General features: G+C 43.5%; 15 protein-coding genes. 1 reads left to right on the top strand and 14 read right to left on the bottom strand.

Annotated elements, in window-relative coordinates; translation table 11 throughout:
- Window positions 1-13: 13 nt before the first annotated feature.
- From ACVBIO_RS10905 to smc, 14 genes are all read right to left on the bottom strand, one after another.
- Entirely contained in the window at window positions 14-1,861 is a 1,848-nt protein-coding gene (locus ACVBIO_RS10905) for a DUF294 nucleotidyltransferase-like domain-containing protein (RefSeq protein WP_447172581.1), read from the bottom strand.
- Window positions 1,862-2,002: 141 nt separating this feature from the next.
- Window positions 2,003-3,721 (bottom strand): sodium:solute symporter family protein, encoded by a 1,719-nt coding sequence (locus tag ACVBIO_RS10900; RefSeq protein WP_447161693.1) that lies wholly within the window; start codon window positions 3,719-3,721, stop codon window positions 2,003-2,005.
- Window positions 3,722-3,760: 39 nt separating this feature from the next.
- Window positions 3,761-4,027 carry a DUF4212 domain-containing protein gene (locus tag ACVBIO_RS10895; protein WP_012277650.1) on the bottom strand — a complete coding sequence of 89 codons (267 nt, stop codon included), beginning with the start codon at window positions 4,025-4,027 and terminating at the stop codon, window positions 3,761-3,763.
- Between the two features lie 354 nt (window positions 4,028-4,381).
- Entirely contained in the window at window positions 4,382-4,603 is a 222-nt protein-coding gene (locus ACVBIO_RS10890; RefSeq protein ID WP_447172580.1) for a DUF5675 family protein, read from the bottom strand.
- Window positions 4,604-5,127: 524 nt separating this feature from the next.
- Window positions 5,128-5,538 carry a hypothetical protein gene (locus ACVBIO_RS10885; protein WP_447172579.1) on the bottom strand — a complete coding sequence of 137 codons (411 nt, stop codon included), beginning with the start codon at window positions 5,536-5,538 and terminating at the stop codon, window positions 5,128-5,130.
- A gap of 134 nt (window positions 5,539-5,672) precedes the next feature.
- Window positions 5,673-6,566 carry a PP2C family protein-serine/threonine phosphatase gene (locus ACVBIO_RS10880; protein WP_447164445.1) on the bottom strand — a complete coding sequence of 298 codons (894 nt, stop codon included), beginning with the start codon at window positions 6,564-6,566 and terminating at the stop codon, window positions 5,673-5,675.
- Between the two features lie 185 nt (window positions 6,567-6,751).
- Window positions 6,752-7,159 (bottom strand): GNAT family N-acetyltransferase, encoded by a 408-nt coding sequence (locus ACVBIO_RS10875; RefSeq protein WP_447172578.1) that lies wholly within the window; start codon window positions 7,157-7,159, stop codon window positions 6,752-6,754.
- Window positions 7,160-7,705: 546 nt separating this feature from the next.
- A complete protein-coding gene (locus ACVBIO_RS10870; protein ID WP_447161698.1) occupies window positions 7,706-8,344 on the bottom strand; it encodes a thiol:disulfide interchange protein DsbA/DsbL in 639 nt (212 codons plus the stop codon).
- 281 nt (window positions 8,345-8,625) lie between these two features.
- Window positions 8,626-9,471, bottom strand: a complete 846-nt coding sequence (locus ACVBIO_RS10865) for an SDR family oxidoreductase (RefSeq protein WP_447172577.1) — start codon at window positions 9,469-9,471, stop codon at window positions 8,626-8,628.
- 96 nt (window positions 9,472-9,567) lie between these two features.
- Window positions 9,568-10,764, bottom strand: a complete 1,197-nt coding sequence (locus ACVBIO_RS10860; protein ID WP_447161700.1) for an HD-GYP domain-containing protein — start codon at window positions 10,762-10,764, stop codon at window positions 9,568-9,570.
- 552 nt (window positions 10,765-11,316) lie between these two features.
- Window positions 11,317-11,799: a DUF2919 domain-containing protein gene (locus ACVBIO_RS10855; RefSeq protein WP_447161701.1), complete on the bottom strand. Its 483-nt coding sequence runs from the start codon at window positions 11,797-11,799 to the stop codon at window positions 11,317-11,319.
- A gap of 522 nt (window positions 11,800-12,321) precedes the next feature.
- Window positions 12,322-14,325 (bottom strand): NAD-dependent DNA ligase LigA, encoded by a 2,004-nt coding sequence (gene ligA, locus ACVBIO_RS10850; protein ID WP_447172576.1) that lies wholly within the window; start codon window positions 14,323-14,325, stop codon window positions 12,322-12,324.
- 133 nt (window positions 14,326-14,458) lie between these two features.
- Window positions 14,459-15,373, bottom strand: a complete 915-nt coding sequence (gene zipA, locus ACVBIO_RS10845; protein WP_447161703.1) for a cell division protein ZipA — start codon at window positions 15,371-15,373, stop codon at window positions 14,459-14,461.
- Between the two features lie 23 nt (window positions 15,374-15,396).
- Window positions 15,397-18,852 (bottom strand): chromosome segregation protein SMC, encoded by a 3,456-nt coding sequence (gene smc, locus ACVBIO_RS10840; RefSeq protein ID WP_447169608.1) that lies wholly within the window; start codon window positions 18,850-18,852, stop codon window positions 15,397-15,399.
- A 217-nt stretch (window positions 18,853-19,069) separates the two neighbouring features.
- Between smc and cysZ the strand changes: the two genes are divergently transcribed.
- Complete coding sequence (gene cysZ / locus ACVBIO_RS10835; protein ID WP_447161705.1) at window positions 19,070-19,843, top strand: sulfate transporter CysZ; 774 nt, start codon at window positions 19,070-19,072, stop codon at window positions 19,841-19,843.
- Window positions 19,844-19,880: the final 37 nt, after the last annotated feature.

Raw genomic sequence — 19,880 nt, 5'->3', positions numbered from 1 at the left:
AAATATCGACTACCTAGTAACTTCGCATCATTTTAAGCTTGAGCCCAACCTGCCCATCGTGCACCACCTTAAATGCATCACGTAACTGGTGCCTCACTAAGGAAGATAGGTTTTGCGGCATTAAGTAGTTAGTCACAGGCAGTGAATGCGTGTACTGATAGCCCTGATTAGACAAACGCATATGCGCAATAAACTCATGGGCGTCGGCAAGATTGAGTGCATCTTTGCGGTTAATGATATTTTGATCCATCAAGGCACGAATTCGCTTGGCGGTATTAACCTCTTTAATGCCAGCAGATAACGCATACACCCTTGCAATGTCATTAATCAAGGCATTACCTTTATGTTTTAAATCAATCCCCTTCACTTCACTGCCATCGCGCTCTAAAACAAACTTTCTGAAGAAACCAAGCGGTGGCGCGCTCGTTAATGAGTTACCGGTCAAGCTCGCGAGAAAGATATCGTTACCTTTCGTATTATTAAGTACCGTGTCTTGCAAACCATCAAATAACGTCTTGGGACCATAAACTGAGCGCATATCAAAAAAAATACTCGCATGCATCAACGCCTTAGGCTCAGGTGTATTCACCCATCTGTTGAAGACGTGCAGCCACTTCTCGAGCGACATTCGCCACTTAGGGTTTTGCGCCATAATATCGCCAGGACAATAAATATAGCCACATTCGTCTAAGCCTTTGCATACTGCATGAGACAGAGCATCAAAATAACCTTGTGCAGCTTCATCCGGCTCATGGGCAAGCAATAAGCCATTATCTTGATCTGAACATGCCGCTTGATCTTGTCGTCCCTGCGACCCAAAAGCCAACCAACAAAAGGCCATTGGTGCCTCACCTAATATTTGTTGATTGAGCACAATCAAACGCCGCGTTAAAGCATCAGTTACCGAGGTCAACACTCGACCAATCTCCTCGGCTCTAGCATCGGCACTGATCAGGTTTTGCAGCAGTAATGGAATTTGTTTACTCACCTGAATTAAACTTTGCAGGTCTTTTTGCCGCTCAATTTCACCGATAAGCAACAGTGGTTGCGAACTTTGCCCCCGCAATATATCGGTACTGGTTACCACACCAGTTGCCACACCATGATCAACAACGGGAAGGTGATGAATATTGTGCTCACTCATCAACAGCATCGCCTCAAATACTAAAGAGTTAGACTCTATCGTCACTGGTGTGGTTGTCATCGCTTGATGCACAGGCAAGTGACCATCAAAGTTTTCCGCCAAGACCCGATTACGCAGATCTTTATCGGTTAAGATCCCGACTAATTTATGATTATCAATAACCAAAACCGACGACACACGTGAGTCCCGCATCAATCTGCTCGCCTCAGAGACTGTCGCTTTCATGTCTATCGTCAAAGGAGAGGTCGACATTAACGTAGTGACGCGACTAGTCGTCGTCAGCTCTTTAGCTTTAAACCGCCCTTGATGTCGCAGCCGTTTTGCAAAAGCTCGATTGAAAAAACGGTCAAACTCACGACTCTCTTTTCTCAAATAGTCAAACATCTGTGGAGGCAAGTGATAAACCAGACCATCTTCTAAAATCGCGACTCGGTTACTGGCTTCTTCACCCGATAGTAACGAAGGAAAACCAAAGTAGTCTCCTTCAGCTAGCCTATCGAGCAATTCACCATTTTTATCACGGACTTCAAACGCTCCACTGCGCACAATATAAAGCTGAAGGTGATTAGGATCTAACGGCACAAAAGCAGAGGCTTTACTGTAATAACCAATTGTTAAGGCATGGCAGCAGCGAGATAAGGCACCTTCATCTAACGAATCAAATGGGACTCTCTGTTGTAAAAACTGCATGATGGGCTGTAATTCGCTGGCATCCATTAAGTTATTCCCGCAAACAAACGATCATTTACTATATCGCGCTTTTCCTTATTAGCTCTATTCGACTAAAGGCCAGTGTTAGCCAATATAAAAAAGAGCGCCGAAGCGCTCTTTGTGTTTGTCTCACAATGGTCACATCAATTAGTGATCTTGTGCTTCTCCTGAGCCTTTAGGGAAACGAATTGACTCAACCATATCAACTACATCTTGTGGAACTGCTGAGGTTACTTTGCTGACGGCAAATGCCACACCAAAGTTAATCAACATGCCTAATAGACCGATACCTTCTGGTGAAACACCAAATAACCAGTTGTCAGCAGTGTTAGCACTTGGGTTAATAAACTTGAAGTAAACAATATAAGACGCTGTAAACAATAGACCCGTAACCATACCTGAGATGGCACCTTCTTTATTCACTGTCTTAGAGAAAATCCCCATAATGATTGCCGGAAACAGTGACGATGCAGCCAGACCGAAAGCAATCGCGACCACCGCAGCCACAAACCCAGGTGGATTAATACCAAAGTAACCTGCCATCACAATACCGGCAGCAGCGGCAATACGTGCATACAACAACTCCTTCTTATCGGAGATATCCGGCATAAAGTTTTTCTTCAATAAGTCATGCGATACCGATGTAGAGATAACAAGCAATAATCCCGCAGAGGTAGATAGAGCTGCCGCTAGACCACCAGCAGCCACCAGTGCAATCACCCATGCTGGTAGGTTAGCTATTTCAGGTGTTGCAAGAACCATAATATCGCGGTCAATCTTCATCTCATTTTCAGGACCATTTGAGTAATAAAGAAGGCCGTTATCATCCTTATCTTCCCACTGAATTAATCCTGTCTTTTCCCAATTCTTAATCCATTCAGGTGCGTTTTCATAAGGTGTACCCGCCATTTCAGGACCATTAATGGTTTCAATCATGTTCACACGAGAGAACGCCGCAAGCGCAGGAATAGTGGTGTACATGATAGCGATAAAGACAAGTGCCCAACCCGCAGATACACGTGCATCTTTCACTCTAGGTACAGTGAAGAAACGCACAATAACATGGGGCAGACCCGCTGTACCGAACATCAATGCGCCAGTAATAAAGAACACATCAATCATGCTCTTAGAACCTTCAGTATATTGGGAAAAGCCAAGCTCTGTGGACAATCCATCGAGTTTATCAAGCAAGAACTCACCCGTGCCATTACCAGCAGCATCGACTAATTCAGCACCAAAACCAATTTGTGGAATAACATGACCTGTCATCATCACCGAAATGAAGATAGCTGGCACCATGAAAGCAAAAATAAGTACACAGTATTGTGCAACCTGCGTATAGGTAATCCCCTTCATGCCACCTAACACAGCATAAAAGAATACCACCGCCATACCGATATAAACCCCCGTATCAACTTCAACTTCAAGGAATCTGGAGAATACAACACCTACGCCACGCATTTGTCCGGCGATATAAGTAAAGCAGATGAAGATGGCGCACACGACTGCAACCGTACGCGCGGCTTGAGAATAATAACGATCACCAATAAAGTCAGGCACAGTAAACTTACCAAACTTGCGAAGGTATGGCGCCATACAAAGCGCTAATAGAACATAGCCGCCAGTCCAACCCATGAGGTATACCGAACCGTCGTAACCGACGAATGAAACAATACCCGCGAGTGAGATAAATGACGCTGCAGACATCCAATCGGCAGCGGTAGCCATTCCGTTCATTACAGGGTGAACACCACCGCCTGCAACATAAAATTCTTTGGTTGATCCGGCTCTAGACCAAATCGCGATTCCGATGTACAGGGCAAATGTAAACCCTACAATCAGATATGTTAGTGTTTGTACGTCCATCTCATGATTCCTTATTATATGGGTTAGGCTGGGTTAGAATTAGTCTTCATGTACATCATATTTTTTGTCTAATGCGTTCGCCTTAGCGACATAGACAAAAATAAGTGCCACAAACACATACATTGCACCCTGTTGTGCAAACCAGAACCCTAGCTTAAAGCCCATGAAATGGATCTCATTGAGCACATCTACTAATAAAATACCGCAGCCAAATGACACCGCAGCCCATATGGCCAGTAAACCAAGTACTAGACGCAAATTCTCGCGCCAATATCCCTCTGCCTTCTCATTGCTTTCAAAACTCATAGTGACTCCCATGTGCTGATTTTTATATTAAGTCATGAGTTAATCTAACAAGCACTGAGGGAACAACAATCGCGACCTTAGTCTAACGCTAACGGAAACCTTAGAGGCATAAACCAAAAAACAACTAATTAACAAGTAGTTACAAGTTGACGCCAACGTAACGCTTGAGTGTTTTTCAAGCAAAACCTTAGACCAAGGTAGTAATCGAAAATAGCCAAAAATTGTAGCGCGCCGCGAAGTTTGGCAGAACGGTTCGGGTGGTTTGGCAAAAAAGCTGTACTTCTGTTGGTCGATAAGTTTGGCAAAAGTCGAGTCACAAGCTTTGGCTTAGAGTGATTAAGATAAAAATTTAGTTTAAAGCCAAGCAACTCCTCGACTAGGTAAGACGCCTAGTGTAGGGCCTATAATAGCGAGGCAGACTTCCTTGCTCGGTCTTTGATGACGGCTTATTTGATATGTGCCCGCTGGGATGCAGCTTTTACCCTGTTGGTTGTTTAACCAGGGGCATTCAGCGGTAACAGCAATAGTATTGCCACCAGCATCTTTGAGTTCGCCAAAGGTGCCGTGCGTTATCATCTTCAGCTACGCTATGCTTATCTATATATTTTCTACACTATACGCATATGCTTTCCCTTTGTATGGGTCAACTAATGCAACAGTCAAAACTTCATCAAGCTTTGCCAATTTAGAAACTACAACTTCTATCTCTTCTATGCTGCATGCCTTACACTCAATTACAGGGTAAGGGTAGGGATTAATATTACCTGCATTAGAATATGCTGAAAAATATAGTAAACATGACATCAGAACTAGTTTTACATACTCCTTTATTTAAGCCACATCAAATGTAACCACAAAATAACGCGTGCGAACAAAAAAACAACATGTCTCATACCTAGTGACTGATTACAAAACTACGTTAAACGGTCCTATTCTGGAAATGGATTTAAGAAGGTCAGACTAATAATATGCGAAAGCAACTACATACTTAAATTGCAAAGAGCTCGGTAACAAATTCAGTAAAGCGGCCAAGACTGATCAGGGAAAGATTGGGCAGTAAGGCGTATGACTGACCCAATTAAACTTAAGCCACAATAGCCTTATGCCTGCCCTAGAGCTTTTTTAGTAGGATGTTTTTTGAGGACTATGAATGATGCCATTAAATAACAAAGCTCTACGGGAATAAGCAACAGATAACCGGTCAATGTTAATAATTGGTCATTAACCATCTCAATGAACACGGCTTGAGCTAAAATTAACACTAAAAAATATAAAACGATCAGTTTACGATTGAATAAAAAAGTCACTAATCCGATAAACCACAGAAGCAGCATATAAAGTTCAATATCATTAGACCAAAAGCCATAGCTAACATAATCACCAGCCATAAATGATGGTCCCAAAGGCATTAAGGCGCCATATACCGCGGTATTTCCAGCATTCGCACCAAGATTAAAACTTAAGAGAATCCAGATCCACAGTAACAACAACCGCTTCAAAAATAACTTCATGATTAACATTCACATCAAAGACAGCAGTGTTATTTACCCACTAGCAAGTACAAAACTGAAACTAGGCTCAATAAAAAGGCTAACCATTATAAATCAGTAAGATATTAATTAAGGTTAGCCTAGTCGACAGAGTTTTATACCTTGTCAACTGGTGCTATCGCACCGATAAATTGTATTTCCCCAAACGGGTCGCAAAGCTTAACCGTACCAGGCGGTAAAGATGTTTGCTCTGGCTGCGCAAAAAGATTGAGCACGTCATTTACAATTAACACTGAGGTATTGTCATAGCCACCACACCACTTTGAAACTTGAATGAGTCTGTTACAAAGCTCGCAGGCCGGTAACTTCTGATTCAAAATTTGCTTAAAGGTATTCGCTTCAATGTAATGCGCGCCATCAGACGTCAAAATGAGCCGTTTTATATTACGGTACTTTGGCAAGCCCACTAATTGTGCTTTTAATTCAGGACCAACCCCGACATATTGCAACAAGCCTTTACTTAAATGTACCCCTGCCGCATCTGCATTTTGCCCTGCAAAAGTATCATCTTTAGAATACTGTTTAATACCGTGAGCAAAATTTGCGTATATACGGCTGTCACCCACATTTATAGCTTCAAATTGGCCATGACTATCGTAAATAAAAGCCGATAAGGTCGCGCCGCCGTTACTTTGAAAGAGTGAATAAACATCGGTGTTTGCATCTTCAACAGCCTTTATTAATCGCTCAGCCAAGGAACGCTGTCGATTCCTTATACAACTGCTTATAAATGAACCGATACTTAGGCTAGCACATTGTGCACCTGAGGCCATTCCCCCCATTCCATCACATAAAATCCCAATGATGAAAGAGTGAGTAGCAGATACTTGCACTTGTACGCATGCAACTCTATCTTGATTTTCTGGCCTAATATTGCCGATATCACAACCCATTGCGATTGAAGAATCGAACAAGTCTCTAACAGCTCCAGTTGCAACTGTCCGAGATAACCATAGCTGGATGTGTTCTTTTATAGCGTCTTGTTCCATAGCAGTTTCTTTGTTGCAAGCCCGTACTTAAGTCAATGGTGTCAATATAACGTAACAACCCACTTTATGGTATGTCCCTCAATCAAAACGCCCAAAAACAAATCACAGTAACACATCACTGCAACGAGTCAGGGCATGTTCAACATACGCGATGAGAAGGCGGCTTAGCCGTGTTTGTTATGCCGTTAATGCTCCGTTCCCGAGTATATCCACATAGGCTCAGTTTTACCCGCGCGCACAAAACCTAAGGTTTTATAAAAATCTATAGCCTCGCCGTCTGCCGTTAGCATTTGTTGATGCAAATGACCGTATATTGATTGGAACACTGCCATCATTTTTCGCCCAATACCTTTCCCTTGATAATCCGGATGAACCAGCATGTGAGGATAATAAACTACTAAGTGGCCATCAGATATGGCATTTCCTAAACCGACTAATTTGCCATTAAACCTAGCGGTTACTAAAGAGTGAGAGTTTGTTAATGCAGCCATCAGTTCTACGGGTTTATCAGCAGAAGACCATCCATTCGCCTTATATAAATCGATAACTTCATCTTCATTTATATTCCTGTCGAGATTAACTTCAATGTTCATTCATACTCCATCATTGCCAAACAGTATTACGCCAAACAGTACTTTTGCAGTTTGAGGAAAGGATGTAGAGGTCTCTACATCCTTTCCTCAAACAATTTATTTTCAATAACTTATCAATTTCACGGTAAACTATCGAGCATAAGACTCTAGTTTTATTTGGTTTTATCACATCCCTCACAATTTTCATAGCGGTATGTTTCGCCTCAGCTGAGCTCATTATTAACTAAAAGCGCCTCAGTACGAAGAACACTGTTCGCACGAAGAAAGGCACAGTTCAAGCCTTTAACGTGCGTGTTCTTTACCTTCATATTCTTTGTGAAAGCATCGCGCTTGGTGATGTGGTGAGATTATCCTTTGGGAAGAGGTATTAGTGATTATGGTGGCCTGTAATTTTGAGCAATATGATTTTTGAATATCAGTAATTTTGAGCGCTGTGATGTTTGAACATCTGTGATTTTGAACGCTGTGATTATTGGGGTTTGAATAACAAAAAGCCCACGGTTAAGTGAGCTTATCAATAACAAGAAGGCTATAAGGCAAAATCCGTTATGGCTTGCTGTCTTCCTCAAGTGTACTCAAGTAGCGTACCAGTTTGGCTAAATCCTCTGGTGTCTTACCCGGGTTCTTTACAAGGTACTTACCGTTAACCACAAGCGAGGGTACGCCGCGAATTTCAGCTAATTGAGCCTGAGTATCATAATTCATCAAGGCGAGCTTAGCGTCTGTCGAATTCATCGCCGCTTCAACCTCTTGTGCATTAAGCCCCTGACTTACAAAAAAGTCTCTTAACTGTTCAGGCCGTGTAAAAGCGCCCTCTTGCTCATGTATACGGGTGAAGATATTACCGTGAACTTGCTTGGTCACATTAAACTTTTGCGCTAGATAGTAAGCCTCCTGACTTAAAATCCAGCTAGTGCGACCAGCGCCAACAGGCGTTCGCTCAAATTGAACCTCTTCGCCGAGAAGATCTGCAGTCTGTTTAAAGAATGGATCTTGGCGATAACAGTGGCCGCAATTATATGAAAAGAACTCACGTACTACTGGCGTCGTCGTCTCTGGGATCCCGCCAATTTTGACGTAATCGACACCTTCTTGGTAAGGAGCAGCCGATGCACTTTGCAAAGGCAGCCATAGCATGGCGAAAATAACAAACATTCGACCAAGTGATTGTTTAAACGACTTCATATTTACCCCTAGTTTCAAATTTGGCGTTTATCTCTATTTCAAAAGCCGTTAAGGATTCTATATTAACAGCCGTTAAAGACTCTGTATCGCAACAAGTTTAAGGCTCTATATTAAAAACCGTTAAGGACTCTATATTAACAGCCGTTAAGGACTCTGTATCACAACAAGTTTAAGGCTCTATATTAAAAACCGTTAAGGACTCTATATTAACAGCCGTTAAGGAGTCTATTGAGAGTTTGAGTCGCATAGCGCTCAACGAACTTGAATGATTAATCTCTGCATTAGTGGCAACTGGTCAGCATATCCATAGGATCACTAAATTGATATTCGAAACTAAATTCTGTCATCAATCTATCACTGTTAATCGACTTACCAGTAAGCTTAGTTGCTGCGCCATCCTTTATAAATTGCGGTATCACTAAGCCTAAGTCACTGGCGGCTTTTGCGTAAAATGCTTCGCGCGTAGGATGAGTCGGTGCGCATACATTATAAATTGTATTCTCAGGTGAACTAAACAATAGCGTCGTCACGGCAACAATGCAGTCATTTAGATGAACAAGGTTCACCGCACTATTGCCACCAGCAAGTTCTGTTTTACCCGCAAGGAAACGCCCGGGATGCCGCTTAGGTCCAACCAGCCCGGCAAATCGAACAATACAGGCATTGTCTTTAGCGGCAAAGAGCGCCTCAGCTTGTAAAAGTTTTTCACTGTTCTCTGAGTGAGCTTTAGCGTCTTGCTCTGTAAGTTCGCCATCGATAGACGGATACACGCCCGTAGTACTCACAAAAATAAGCCTTTTGAAACTGTGATGATCTATGAGTTGGTTTAACTTAGCTAGCCGTGACAAATAGGCATCGGGATCTTTTCTTAACCCCGGAGGAATATTAACCACTAAACAGTCAACAGTCAGTGCCTGGGTTATCTCTGCACTTTTCTCTGCACTCGGCTGTTGCAGCTGTGCATCATCTAAATCAAGCTTAAAACCATTAATGCCCTGCTCTTTTAATGCCTGCGCTTGTGCTAACTCCCGCTTACTGCCAAAAACAGTCACACCGCGTTCAACCAAAGCCTTTGCGAGCGGAAGCCCAAACCAACCACAGCCGACAATACAGACTGATTTAATCATATTTTCTATCTCTGAATTTATAACTCTTAATACGTGTCAGTTTAAAGCACAAGCTAAGAGATAGGCTAGCTTTGTGCTAACAGATAAGGAAACTTGTTATAAGGTGCTGAAGTAAAAGCTTACTGGTGATGTTGCATCGAGTGTTTTGACCGCTGCAGATGAAAGCGCTTCAAGTTTTATTACAGCGACAATCTCTTGCTCTTCTTCGGTTAAAAATCGCAACTGACCATTTTTACCATCAATGCTACAACTCCAGACTATGGGCTTTTTAACCTGAGATGTGGTTACCATCACTTTGGCTACATCACCGCAAGACAGGGTTACTAAGGTTCCTGGCGGGTAGATCCCCAGCACTTTAACTAAAGTCGAAATTAACTTTGGGTCATGTTTATCGACACGGTTCTTAAATAGGTAACCTAGCGCCACTTGTGGCGATCTAGCCTCACCGGCCCTAAGTAAGCGCTCGAAATCATTCGCTAAACTCACCACTTGCGTTTCAATGGCGATTTGCTGCCCCTTCAGTCCATGAGGATAACCGCTACCATCAATCCATTCATGGTGATGCAAAATAATATCTAACACGGCACTTGGAAATAAACCTGACTTATTCAGCATGTCATAGCCAAACTGGGCGTGCATATTTAAGAAATTGGCTTCATGTTCTGATAGATGGCCTTTTTTGCGTCGGATCACGTCCGGTACTTTCTGCTTACCGATATCGTGAAATAGCGCTCCCATGGCAATATCGCGCAACTGTGAGTGAGTCATATCCAGTGCTTGGCCAAGGATCATAGATAACACCGCTACCGATACACCGTGCTGGTTAACCGATATATTGTCGCCCGCATTCACCAACGTTAGGTAAGGAGTTTCCATCTCCTTTAGGTGATCCATTAGCTCTTCAACTAAGGTTGCGGCACTTCGGTAAGCGCCTTGAGGATCGGCGCCTAACTTTGAAAAAGTTGCTCTGCAATCACTCGCGCCCTTGGTAAACCTTTGTTGGCCCATTCGAATAGACTTTCTAACGAGCGCGCTATACTCAGCAGCGATCTCTTCTGGGGTTGGGGCGATTTTGACTTTGACTGGTGCAGATTTTTTTGACAGCAACTCAACACCGGAAATCAGGTACACGAATGACACATTAAGCGTTTTAATTAACTCAATGTGTGCTAATTTCTCTATTTCGATACGATTGAATAGAAAAGGATGGTTCGTCCATGAAAGAGGAAGCTTAACGGTCATACCAACTTTCAACTCAGACAAAGGAATTTGCATCTCGGCAGCCTTTGACATTTAAGTCACTCCAGCATCGGCATTTAGGCCGATTTTTATTGCTAACCAATCAGAGTACATAAGCTTAAGCACTCTTTAAACCCACAGCTAATACCAAAGCCTAACGGCAATGCTGCTTTAGGTCTGAGCCAAGTCGATAATGATTATCTTACTCACTAGACTGCAGACTGGTGTCAACTTTATGACAAATAGAGCTAAATTGACACGTTAAAATTCAATATGAGGGTTTTATTCAAGTGAGTCTGGTTAAAAATACGCTGTTTGAGTATATGTTATTCCTTATTTATCTCATTTTATCGAGAATAACCACAAATTGAATATTGCATACAATATTCAACACCCCTATACTGAAACTGTTTCTTAAGATCGGTCGCCCCGAAGATGATGTTTAAGAAGCAATACTGTCAATTGTCCTTTAACTTGCTAAGTCATAGTCGCAGTTTGATTATTATTTATCTTTAAAGGTTTTTTATTGTAACTCTTTGGATCATATGTACAGAGTGACTCTCTGAATCAAGATTCTTTAGACGCTGCTTGCAGCGTCTTTTTTTTTTATTCTTTTTCCTTGCTATCATTTTCTTTCCAGTCACTAAAGTACAGCTTCAAACGCTTTGACTTATATAGATATAAACCACTCCAGAATAAGAACAATGCATCTAGCCCTATACTCCAGCTATACACATAGTATGTATGCAACACACGCTGGATAAGTAAGCCACCATCAATAAATAGCAGCAATACCAGCATCCACTTCATATATGGAAAAACAGGTCGTACCCAGTTAGGCGCACGTTTTCTTTCTGCTATCACGGCGCCATAAACAATGAGGGCTCCTGCACCTGCGGCTAAAGCCAGCAAGAAGTCACTTTTGTGCGGGTAAAATAATTCAACTAAGGCAGCTCTATCGCTGGCTTGAGTCAGTGATGCGATAAACACACACCAACCACGGGCAATAAACACCAGTAACAGATAGAGCATGATTGGCGGTTTTACATGTCCTTTATCATCGAGCCATGTGATATTACTAAAATTCAAACCATTTCCTTTGATTGATGACTCAAGACGACAAGTCAGTGCTTAAGCTAAACCTACTGTTAGATGTGGTGGCAATTAAATGATTTTCAAGCTTTATACCAATTACATTAAGTATTTAATCAATTCAGAAGCGCTTGAGCTTTTCAATTCAAGGCGCATCGATGACAGAATGGTTATTCCCTAGTGAGTCAATGCAAAGCAGAAGTGGAACGCTTGAGCGTTTCCCACTGGCTGGTGATATTTAAAACATGGCAAAGCACTGCATGCTACGCCGGAAACTCTTCATATACGATTACATATATTTAAGAGGTAGAGCGAAGCAGGAGCCCAGAGCCGAGAATAACGATTCGCATCAAATTCCCAACTTGCCCTCAGCCCTTTGAATTCACGCTGAATGAACAGTTCCTTAATCCAATTGGTATTAACAGACAATAAAAAAGCTCATAGCCAAAGCAGCATAGGAGCGTTTAAATTAATCCAACTCACGTGTTAAATTTATCTCTCTTTTAGAGCAAATCGACCTTAAGCCAAAATAGCAATCAAGGTTTCTTCATCGATAACTTTAACCCCTAGCTCTTGCGCCTTAGTCAGTTTTGACCCTGCCGCGGCACCCGCGACTAAACAATCGGTATTTTTCGATACACTCCCAGCTACCTTAGCACCTAGTGCCTGTAGCTTGGCTTTAGCATCATTGCGGTTTAATTGAGTTAACGTTCCCGTTAATACCCACGTTTGGCCTTTAAGTGATAGATCTTCTTCTGCCACTTCTTCTATTGCAGGCCAATGTACGCCAGCTTCAATCAGCTTATCAATAACGTCAAGATTATGAGGCTGGGCAAAAAAGTGAGCAAGATGGGCCGCCACAATCGTGCCAACATCATCGACCCTAATGAAGGCTTCTTCATTCGCCGACTTAAGTGCATCAAGGGTTTTAAAATAGGCAGCCAAGTTTGCGGCTGTCGCCTCACCCACTTCGCGTATTCCTAATGCATAGAGGAAACGGGCAAAAGTGGTTTGTTTAGCGACATCGATAGCGGCAACAAGTTTAGTCGCAGACTTCATGCCCATGCGCTCTAACATCGTCATGGCAGAGGCGGTCAACTTAAATAGATCGGCAGGGCTTGCAACTAACTCTTTATCAATGAGTTGCTCAACAACTTTATCGCCCATACCATCGATATCTAACGCCTTACGTGATGCAAAATGTTTAATCGCTTCTTTGCGCTGCGCTTCACAAAAGAGTCCACCGGTGCAACGTGCAACCGCTTCACCTTCGACGCGCTCAACTTCGCTGCCACAAACTGGACAATGCGCAGGGAAACAGATCTCTTTGGCATCATCAGGACGCTTTTCAGCCACAACGGCAACAATTTGCGGGATCACGTCACCCGCGCGGCGGATGATGATGGTATCACCGATTTTTACGCCAAGTCGGGCAATTTCATCGGCGTTATGTAAGGTTGCATTTGATACGGTTACGCCACCGACAAACACCGGCTTTAAACGAGCAACCGGCGTGACTGCACCAGTACGCCCCACCTGAAAGTCGACGCCCTCTAATAGGGTCATCTCTTCTTGTGCAGGGAACTTAAATGCTGTTGCCCAGCGCGGTGCTTTAGCTACATAACCTAAACTTAATTGGTGAGCAATTTGGTTAACCTTGATCACCACACCGTCAATTTCGAACTCTAGGCTGCTACGGCGCAGTTGAATATCATTATAATATTCCATCACCTGTGCCACAGACTCGCACACTTTAACTTCTTGGCTAACGGGCACGCCCCATGAGCGCAATTGTTCAAGCTGACCATAATGACTGTCGGCAAGTTCCCAAGACTCAGGCTCCACCACACCTAACGCATAAGCATAAAAGCCTAGAGCGCGGCTCGCGGTGATCTTACTGTCTAACTGGCGCAAACTACCCGCTGCTGCGTTACGTGGGTTAACGAACAATTTCTCACCTTTAGCACGAGCACGTTCATTAAGTGCATCAAATGCCTTGTGCGGCATAATCACCTCACCACGCACTTCAAGTAGCGGCGGAAAGTTAGCGCCACGTAAACGCAATGGGATAGATTTAATTGTGCGCACGTTTTCAGTGATATTCTCGCCAGTCTGGCCGTCACCGCGAGTAGCCGCTCGCTCAAACACACCATCACGGTAAATAATGCTCACTGCAAGACCATCTAGCTTAGGTTCACAACAGTAGCTTAAGCTGCCGGTTTTATCGGTTATACGTTGATTAAACGCAGTAAATTCTTGTTCATCAAATACGTTATCTAGACTGAGCATAGGTTTTAAATGTTTAATTTGCTCAAACTTAGCCAAAGCCTCGCCGCCAACCCTTTGTGTCGGCGAATCAGCTAAACAAAATTGTGGATGCTCATTCTCTAGCGCTTTCAGTCTGTTCAATAAGCGATCGTACTCAGCATCGGGGATCGAGGGGCTGTCATCAACATAGTAGCGATAGTTGTGTTGATTAAGTTCAGCGGTAAGCTGAGCAATTTCAGTTTGAATAGCGTGCATCTTAATGTCCAAATAATAACAAAGGCCGCTGATGCGGCCTTTCAAATATGTATATGTGTTAAAAGCCTAGGCTTGGGATCTGATTTGCCCTGTTCCTCAAAACTTCGCTTTTATGGTTATGCTCAATTTGCGCTTAGGCCTGCGCTCTGATCCGCTGGATATAGTTTTGCTTAGTACTCTCTAACCACTCATCACGGCCACCGTCGAGCACCACACCACCTAAATCATCGGCAATTTGGTGAGCCGAGTTCAGCATAATAGAGAAATTCATTAACGCATCGCCATAACAAGGTAGCGTCATAAACAGCACTACACCTTGCGTGCTAAATTGCTCCATATTATCTGGGTCAAATACGCCAGGCTTAACCATATTCGCCATCGAAAACAGTACCTTTCCAGTACCAGCATTATCTTCATGACGATGGAAAATATTCATATCACCGAACTTGAAGTTAAGTGTTAGCAAACATGGCAATAACTCTGCGCCACTAAGCTCTTCGCCCTCTTTAGCCACAACATGTAAGACCAGCACATCTTGTGGTTCACCTAGCTCATCTGTAGCCGCTTGCTTTGGCTCTTCTACGGTTGCTGGCTCTTGTGCTGCCGGCTTTAAAGGCGCTGGTTGAGGTTCAACGGCAGCTGCAGATAAAGACTCTTCACTTGCAAACAAAGACTCTTGCACTGGCATTTCATCACTAAAAGCCGGATTTTCTGCCGATAGAGACGGTTCTACACGAGCCTTATTCATTTTAGCCGCAGGAGCCTGGCTTAACTCAAACGCTTCTTCAACCGGCTCAGTGAACAGCGGCTCTTGCTCGTTAACATCGCTCGTTGCCGTGTCTACTGACGTTGGCTTGACCACTCTAACTTCACCAATCCCATCGTTATCAAAACCTTCGGCATCGCGACGCTCACGGTTGATATCCGCCATGGGGCTTTGCTTGTATCCCTTAGGTTGCTGTTTTCTAATGGACCAAAAGCCGTGCACAAGTACGGCGATAATGGCTATCGCACCTATAAGAAGCAATACCAGCTGCAAATTTTCCATTGATTACCCTGTATTTCTTATGTTTATCCTGCGTCGGCTAATGCCACCGCTTCATCGATATCAACAGCCACGATGCGCGAAACACCGGGCTCATGCATAGTCACACCGATAAGTTGATCGGCCAATTCCATGGTGATCTTGTTGTGACTAATATATATAAATTGTACGCTTTGGGACATCTCTTTCACCAAACGACAAAAACGTTCGACATTGGCGTCATCCAAAGGTGCATCAACCTCATCCAACATACAAAATGGTGCTGGATTCAATCTAAAAATAGCAAAAACTAATGATAAAGCGGTTAACGCTTTTTCTCCACCAGAAAGAAGGTGAATAGTACTATTCTTCTTACCCGGTGGCCTAGCCATAATGGTCACGCCAGTTTCTAATAGGTCATCGTCGGTTAACGCTAAATATGCGCTTCCGCCACCGAAGACCTTAGGAAACAAGATCCCTAAGTCAGTATTCACTTTATCAAAAGTATCTTTAAAACGACTCTTGGTCTCTTTATCAATCTTACGAATCGCTTCTTCTAAACTGGTTAGCGCGGCATTAAGGTCACCATCTTGACTGTCTAAATACAACTTACGTTGATTTTGCTGATCGTACTCTTCAATAGCCGCTAAGTTGATAGCCCCTAAATGTGCTATCTGTGCCCGTAGTCGTTCTAGCTCTTTTTGACGCCACAACATGGTCTTCTTATCGTCTAATGTAGATAATATTAGTTCAACATCAACGTTTTGTTCATTTAACAATCGCTGCTGACTGTCAATTTGACCTTTTATACCTTCACGACGTAACTTTAACGTGCTGGAGGATTGAGTCAAGTCTTCTAACTTTGCAAGCTGTTGTTTTTTATTCGTTCCTGCACTATCGCACAGTTCTTGTAACTCAGCCTGCTGCTGTCTTAAAACCGTTAACGCCTCTTGCTTAATTTGTTGCGCTTGCAGAGCCTGCTCTAATTGTTCTTTAAGGGATTGTGACTGTCCCTCTTCAAGCTCGTTGTCTTTAGCCTCTAATTGCTTATGTAGTTGCAACTCATTTTGTTCAAGCTCTAGCAAACGCTGTTGGTGTTGATTTACTTGCTGTTCAATGAGCACTAACTGAGTGTGTAAGCTCTGCTCACTCATTGAGGTTTGCGTCACTTTGGCTTCTAACTGCTGCCGTAGTGGTTTTAGCTGTGCAACTTTTTCAACCGCTTGTGCTTTTTGCTGCTGACCATGAGTTTTAGCCCGCAGCGTCTGTTCCAGTGTCTCGTTCAGTAACTGATGTTGCAGCTTACGCTGCTCAGCGCTGAGTTCAAAGGCCTGTAACTCTTGCTTAGCTTCAACTAATTCTTGCTCAATTTTTGCGAGTCTAGAAGCGATATCCGTTATCGATTGCTGCTGCGAACGCAGTTGTGAACTTAAACTGGCAAGCTCTATCTGCTTAGTTTGAATCCACTGCTGTTTTTGCTGAGCTTGGCTAACAAGCGGCGCCAGCAATAACTTTATCTCGGCGAGATTTTCGCTTAATCTTGCTAAGCTCGCTTGGCTATTAGCCACACTTTGCTGCAAGGCAATTTGTTCATTTTTAAGCTCGACAATCGAGCCTGCTGCCTGGGTTTTCTCAATGATAAAATCGACACCGATAAGATAACCGTCGGCGGTCGCAATTAACTCGTCATCCTTGAGTGCACTTCGTTGCAATATGGCGTGGTTTTTTGTCTCAACCCAGGTGACATGTTTTAACCAGGGAGCTAGGTTTACCGGCGCCTTGATGGCCGCAAGTTGTGTGCTTCCAGCTTCAAAACCAAACTGCGCTTGATTAGTATCTTTATCTTGGTCATCACCTAGACTATTACGTTGCGAGTCGTCTTGGGGTAACACTGGTGCACTCAATATCCCTGACAATAAAATATCAACGGCGCTTTCCCAGCCGGGAGTAACATCGATCACTTGCCATAGCTCTTGGCTATCACCGTCCTTATCGGCTGGTAATAACTGAGACACGACCGATAGCCGCCCTTGCTCATCTGCAAGTTTGACTTTCAGAGCGTCCTGTTCGGCGAGCAAGGTTTGTTCAGTTTGTTGTTTGACTTCCAGCTGGAAATTGAGTTCATCGACAATTTCTTGTTCTTGCTCAATAACGCCACTAAGCTCACTCACCTGCTCAGTGATATCTTGCGACGTCAACAGTTCAAGCTCTGCTGCCGTTTGCAGTGTTTGCTCTTCTAGTCTCGCGACCCGTTGATGTTTATTAGCAATATCCGTTTCAGCATGGCTGAGCTGATTACGATTCATCTCAAAGGCAAGGTTTGCCTGAGTATGAGCCTCATTTAAATGAGTTAATTGCTCGCTCAGATAGTCAAGCTGCTCAACTAAGGTAGAAAGCTCGGCATCATGTTCTGCCAATTGCTGTCGCAATAGACTGGCTTCAGGCAAAGCACTGGTTTGCTGCTCAGTTAGCAGAGTTTGTTTTGCTTCATCGTCGGCTAAACGGGCACGGTAAGTGAGCATCTGCGCCGAAAGCTCTTGTAGTCGTAGACTCAGGCTTTCATCCTGTTGCTCACGGTGCTTGAGAGACTGCTCTAACTTCGCGATGTGCGTTTTGGTCAAATAAAAGTCTTCGACCTGATGTGCTTCTTTAGTATCAAGCTCGCTTAGCGTTAAATTGAGCTCTGTTAATCTCAGCTCTATGGTCTGATTTTCAGCCAAAAACTGTGCTTGCTGCACCCCTAACTTACCCAGTTGCTCATCAATTTTTGCGGTTTGCTGCAACAACTCATGATAGCGTGATACCGATAATTCGGCATCGCACTTGCGCTCAGCTTGCTTTAGCTCACGATACTTTTTAGCGGTTTCAGCCTGTTCGGCCAATTTATCTAACTGTTTAGCTAATTCAGAGCGAATATCACCGAGCCTCGCCAAGTTCTCTCGGGTGTGACGAATGCGATTCTCAGTTTCTCGACGACGTTCTTTATAACGAGAGATCCCCGCCGCCTCTTCAATGAAAACCCTTAGGTCTTGAGGCTTGGACTCAATGAGCCGTGAAATAGTGCCCTGCTCAATAATGGCGTAACTTCGGGGCCCAAGACCTGTGCCCATAAAAAGATCGGTAATATCTTTACGGCGGCACTTTTGGTTATTGAGAAAATAGCTAGAATCACCGTCTCGGCTCACTTGGCGTTTAACGGCAATTTCTTGATAACTGGAATACTGGCCAACTAGGCGCCCATCTTGATTGTCAAATAGCAATTCCACGCTGGCAACTGACACGGGGCGTCTTGCGGTAGAGCCATTAAAAATAACGTCTGCCATAGAGTCGCCACGCAGATGTTTGGCAGAACTTTCACCCAATACCCAACGCACCGCATCAATCACATTGGATTTGCCGCAGCCGTTCGGGCCAATAATGGCGCTTAGTGGACTCAGTAGAGGTATTTTGGTTGGATCGACAAATGACTTGAATCCGGCAAGTTTAATCTGTTTAAGTCTCATGGTGCCGTTTTGTCATTTCCTCGCTAACATGTTAGCGATTAAGTTCGACGCCTAGCATTGGATAGCTAGCAATCGCATTTATATGGAGTGTAACTTTACCAAAGCTCACTGCATTTTGTAACGCTTTTTATTGATGATTAAGCGCTTTTAACTTGTGATTAAATACCGACTGACTCACAATCGTACGAATATGCATTCTTAACAACGTAATACTTCTATGAATAAAACCAATCAAGTACAAAAAAAAAGCGGTGTTAATTATTTTCTCGATGGCTTTCGTCTAATCAAGCAGCCTGGCCTTAGAAGATTTGTCTTTATTCCACTTTCAATCAATTTATTGTTATTTGGTAGTCTAGTCTATTTTGCCATTGGTCAATTAGAGAGTGTGTTTGCCTGGCTTTCAGGTCAACTTCCCGACTATTTAAGCTGGCTAAACTTTATCTTGTGGCCATTAGCCGTACTAACTTTATTAGTCGTACTGTCGTTTATTTTTAGCTCGGTTATGAACTGGCTTGCCGCCCCTTTTAATGGTTTATTAGCCGAAAAGGTAGAGCAGCAACTTACGGGTAAGCCTCTTAACACCGGTGGCGGTATCGATCTGATTAAAGATCTGCCGCGGATCATGGGCCGAGAGTGGATAAAGCTTAAATATTATCTCCCTAGAGCCATCGTATTCTTACTGCTATTTTGGATCCCTTTTGTAGGGCAAACCGTTGCGCCTATTTTGTGGTTCCTGTTTAGTGCCTGGATGATGGCAATTCAGTATTGTGATTATCCATTTGATAACCATAAAGTGCCGTTTCAGGACATGAAGTTTGCGCTCAATCAGACCAAGGGCAGCAGCTTTAGTTTTGGCGCCGCAGTCACCCTGTTCTCGATGATCCCCATTTTAAACTTTGTGGTCATGCCCGTTGCAATTTGTGGCGCGACGGCCATGTGGGTCGATAAGTATCGCACCGCCTATAAAAACGATGCTATTGCCCCTGAATAACCTAAAAACCATACTTTGAGAAAAAGCAGCCATCGGG

The organism is Shewanella sp. 0m-8, assembly GCF_052977265.1.
Note: the sequence above shows the minus strand (reverse complement) of the source record. Positions and strands in the feature narration are given on the sequence as shown.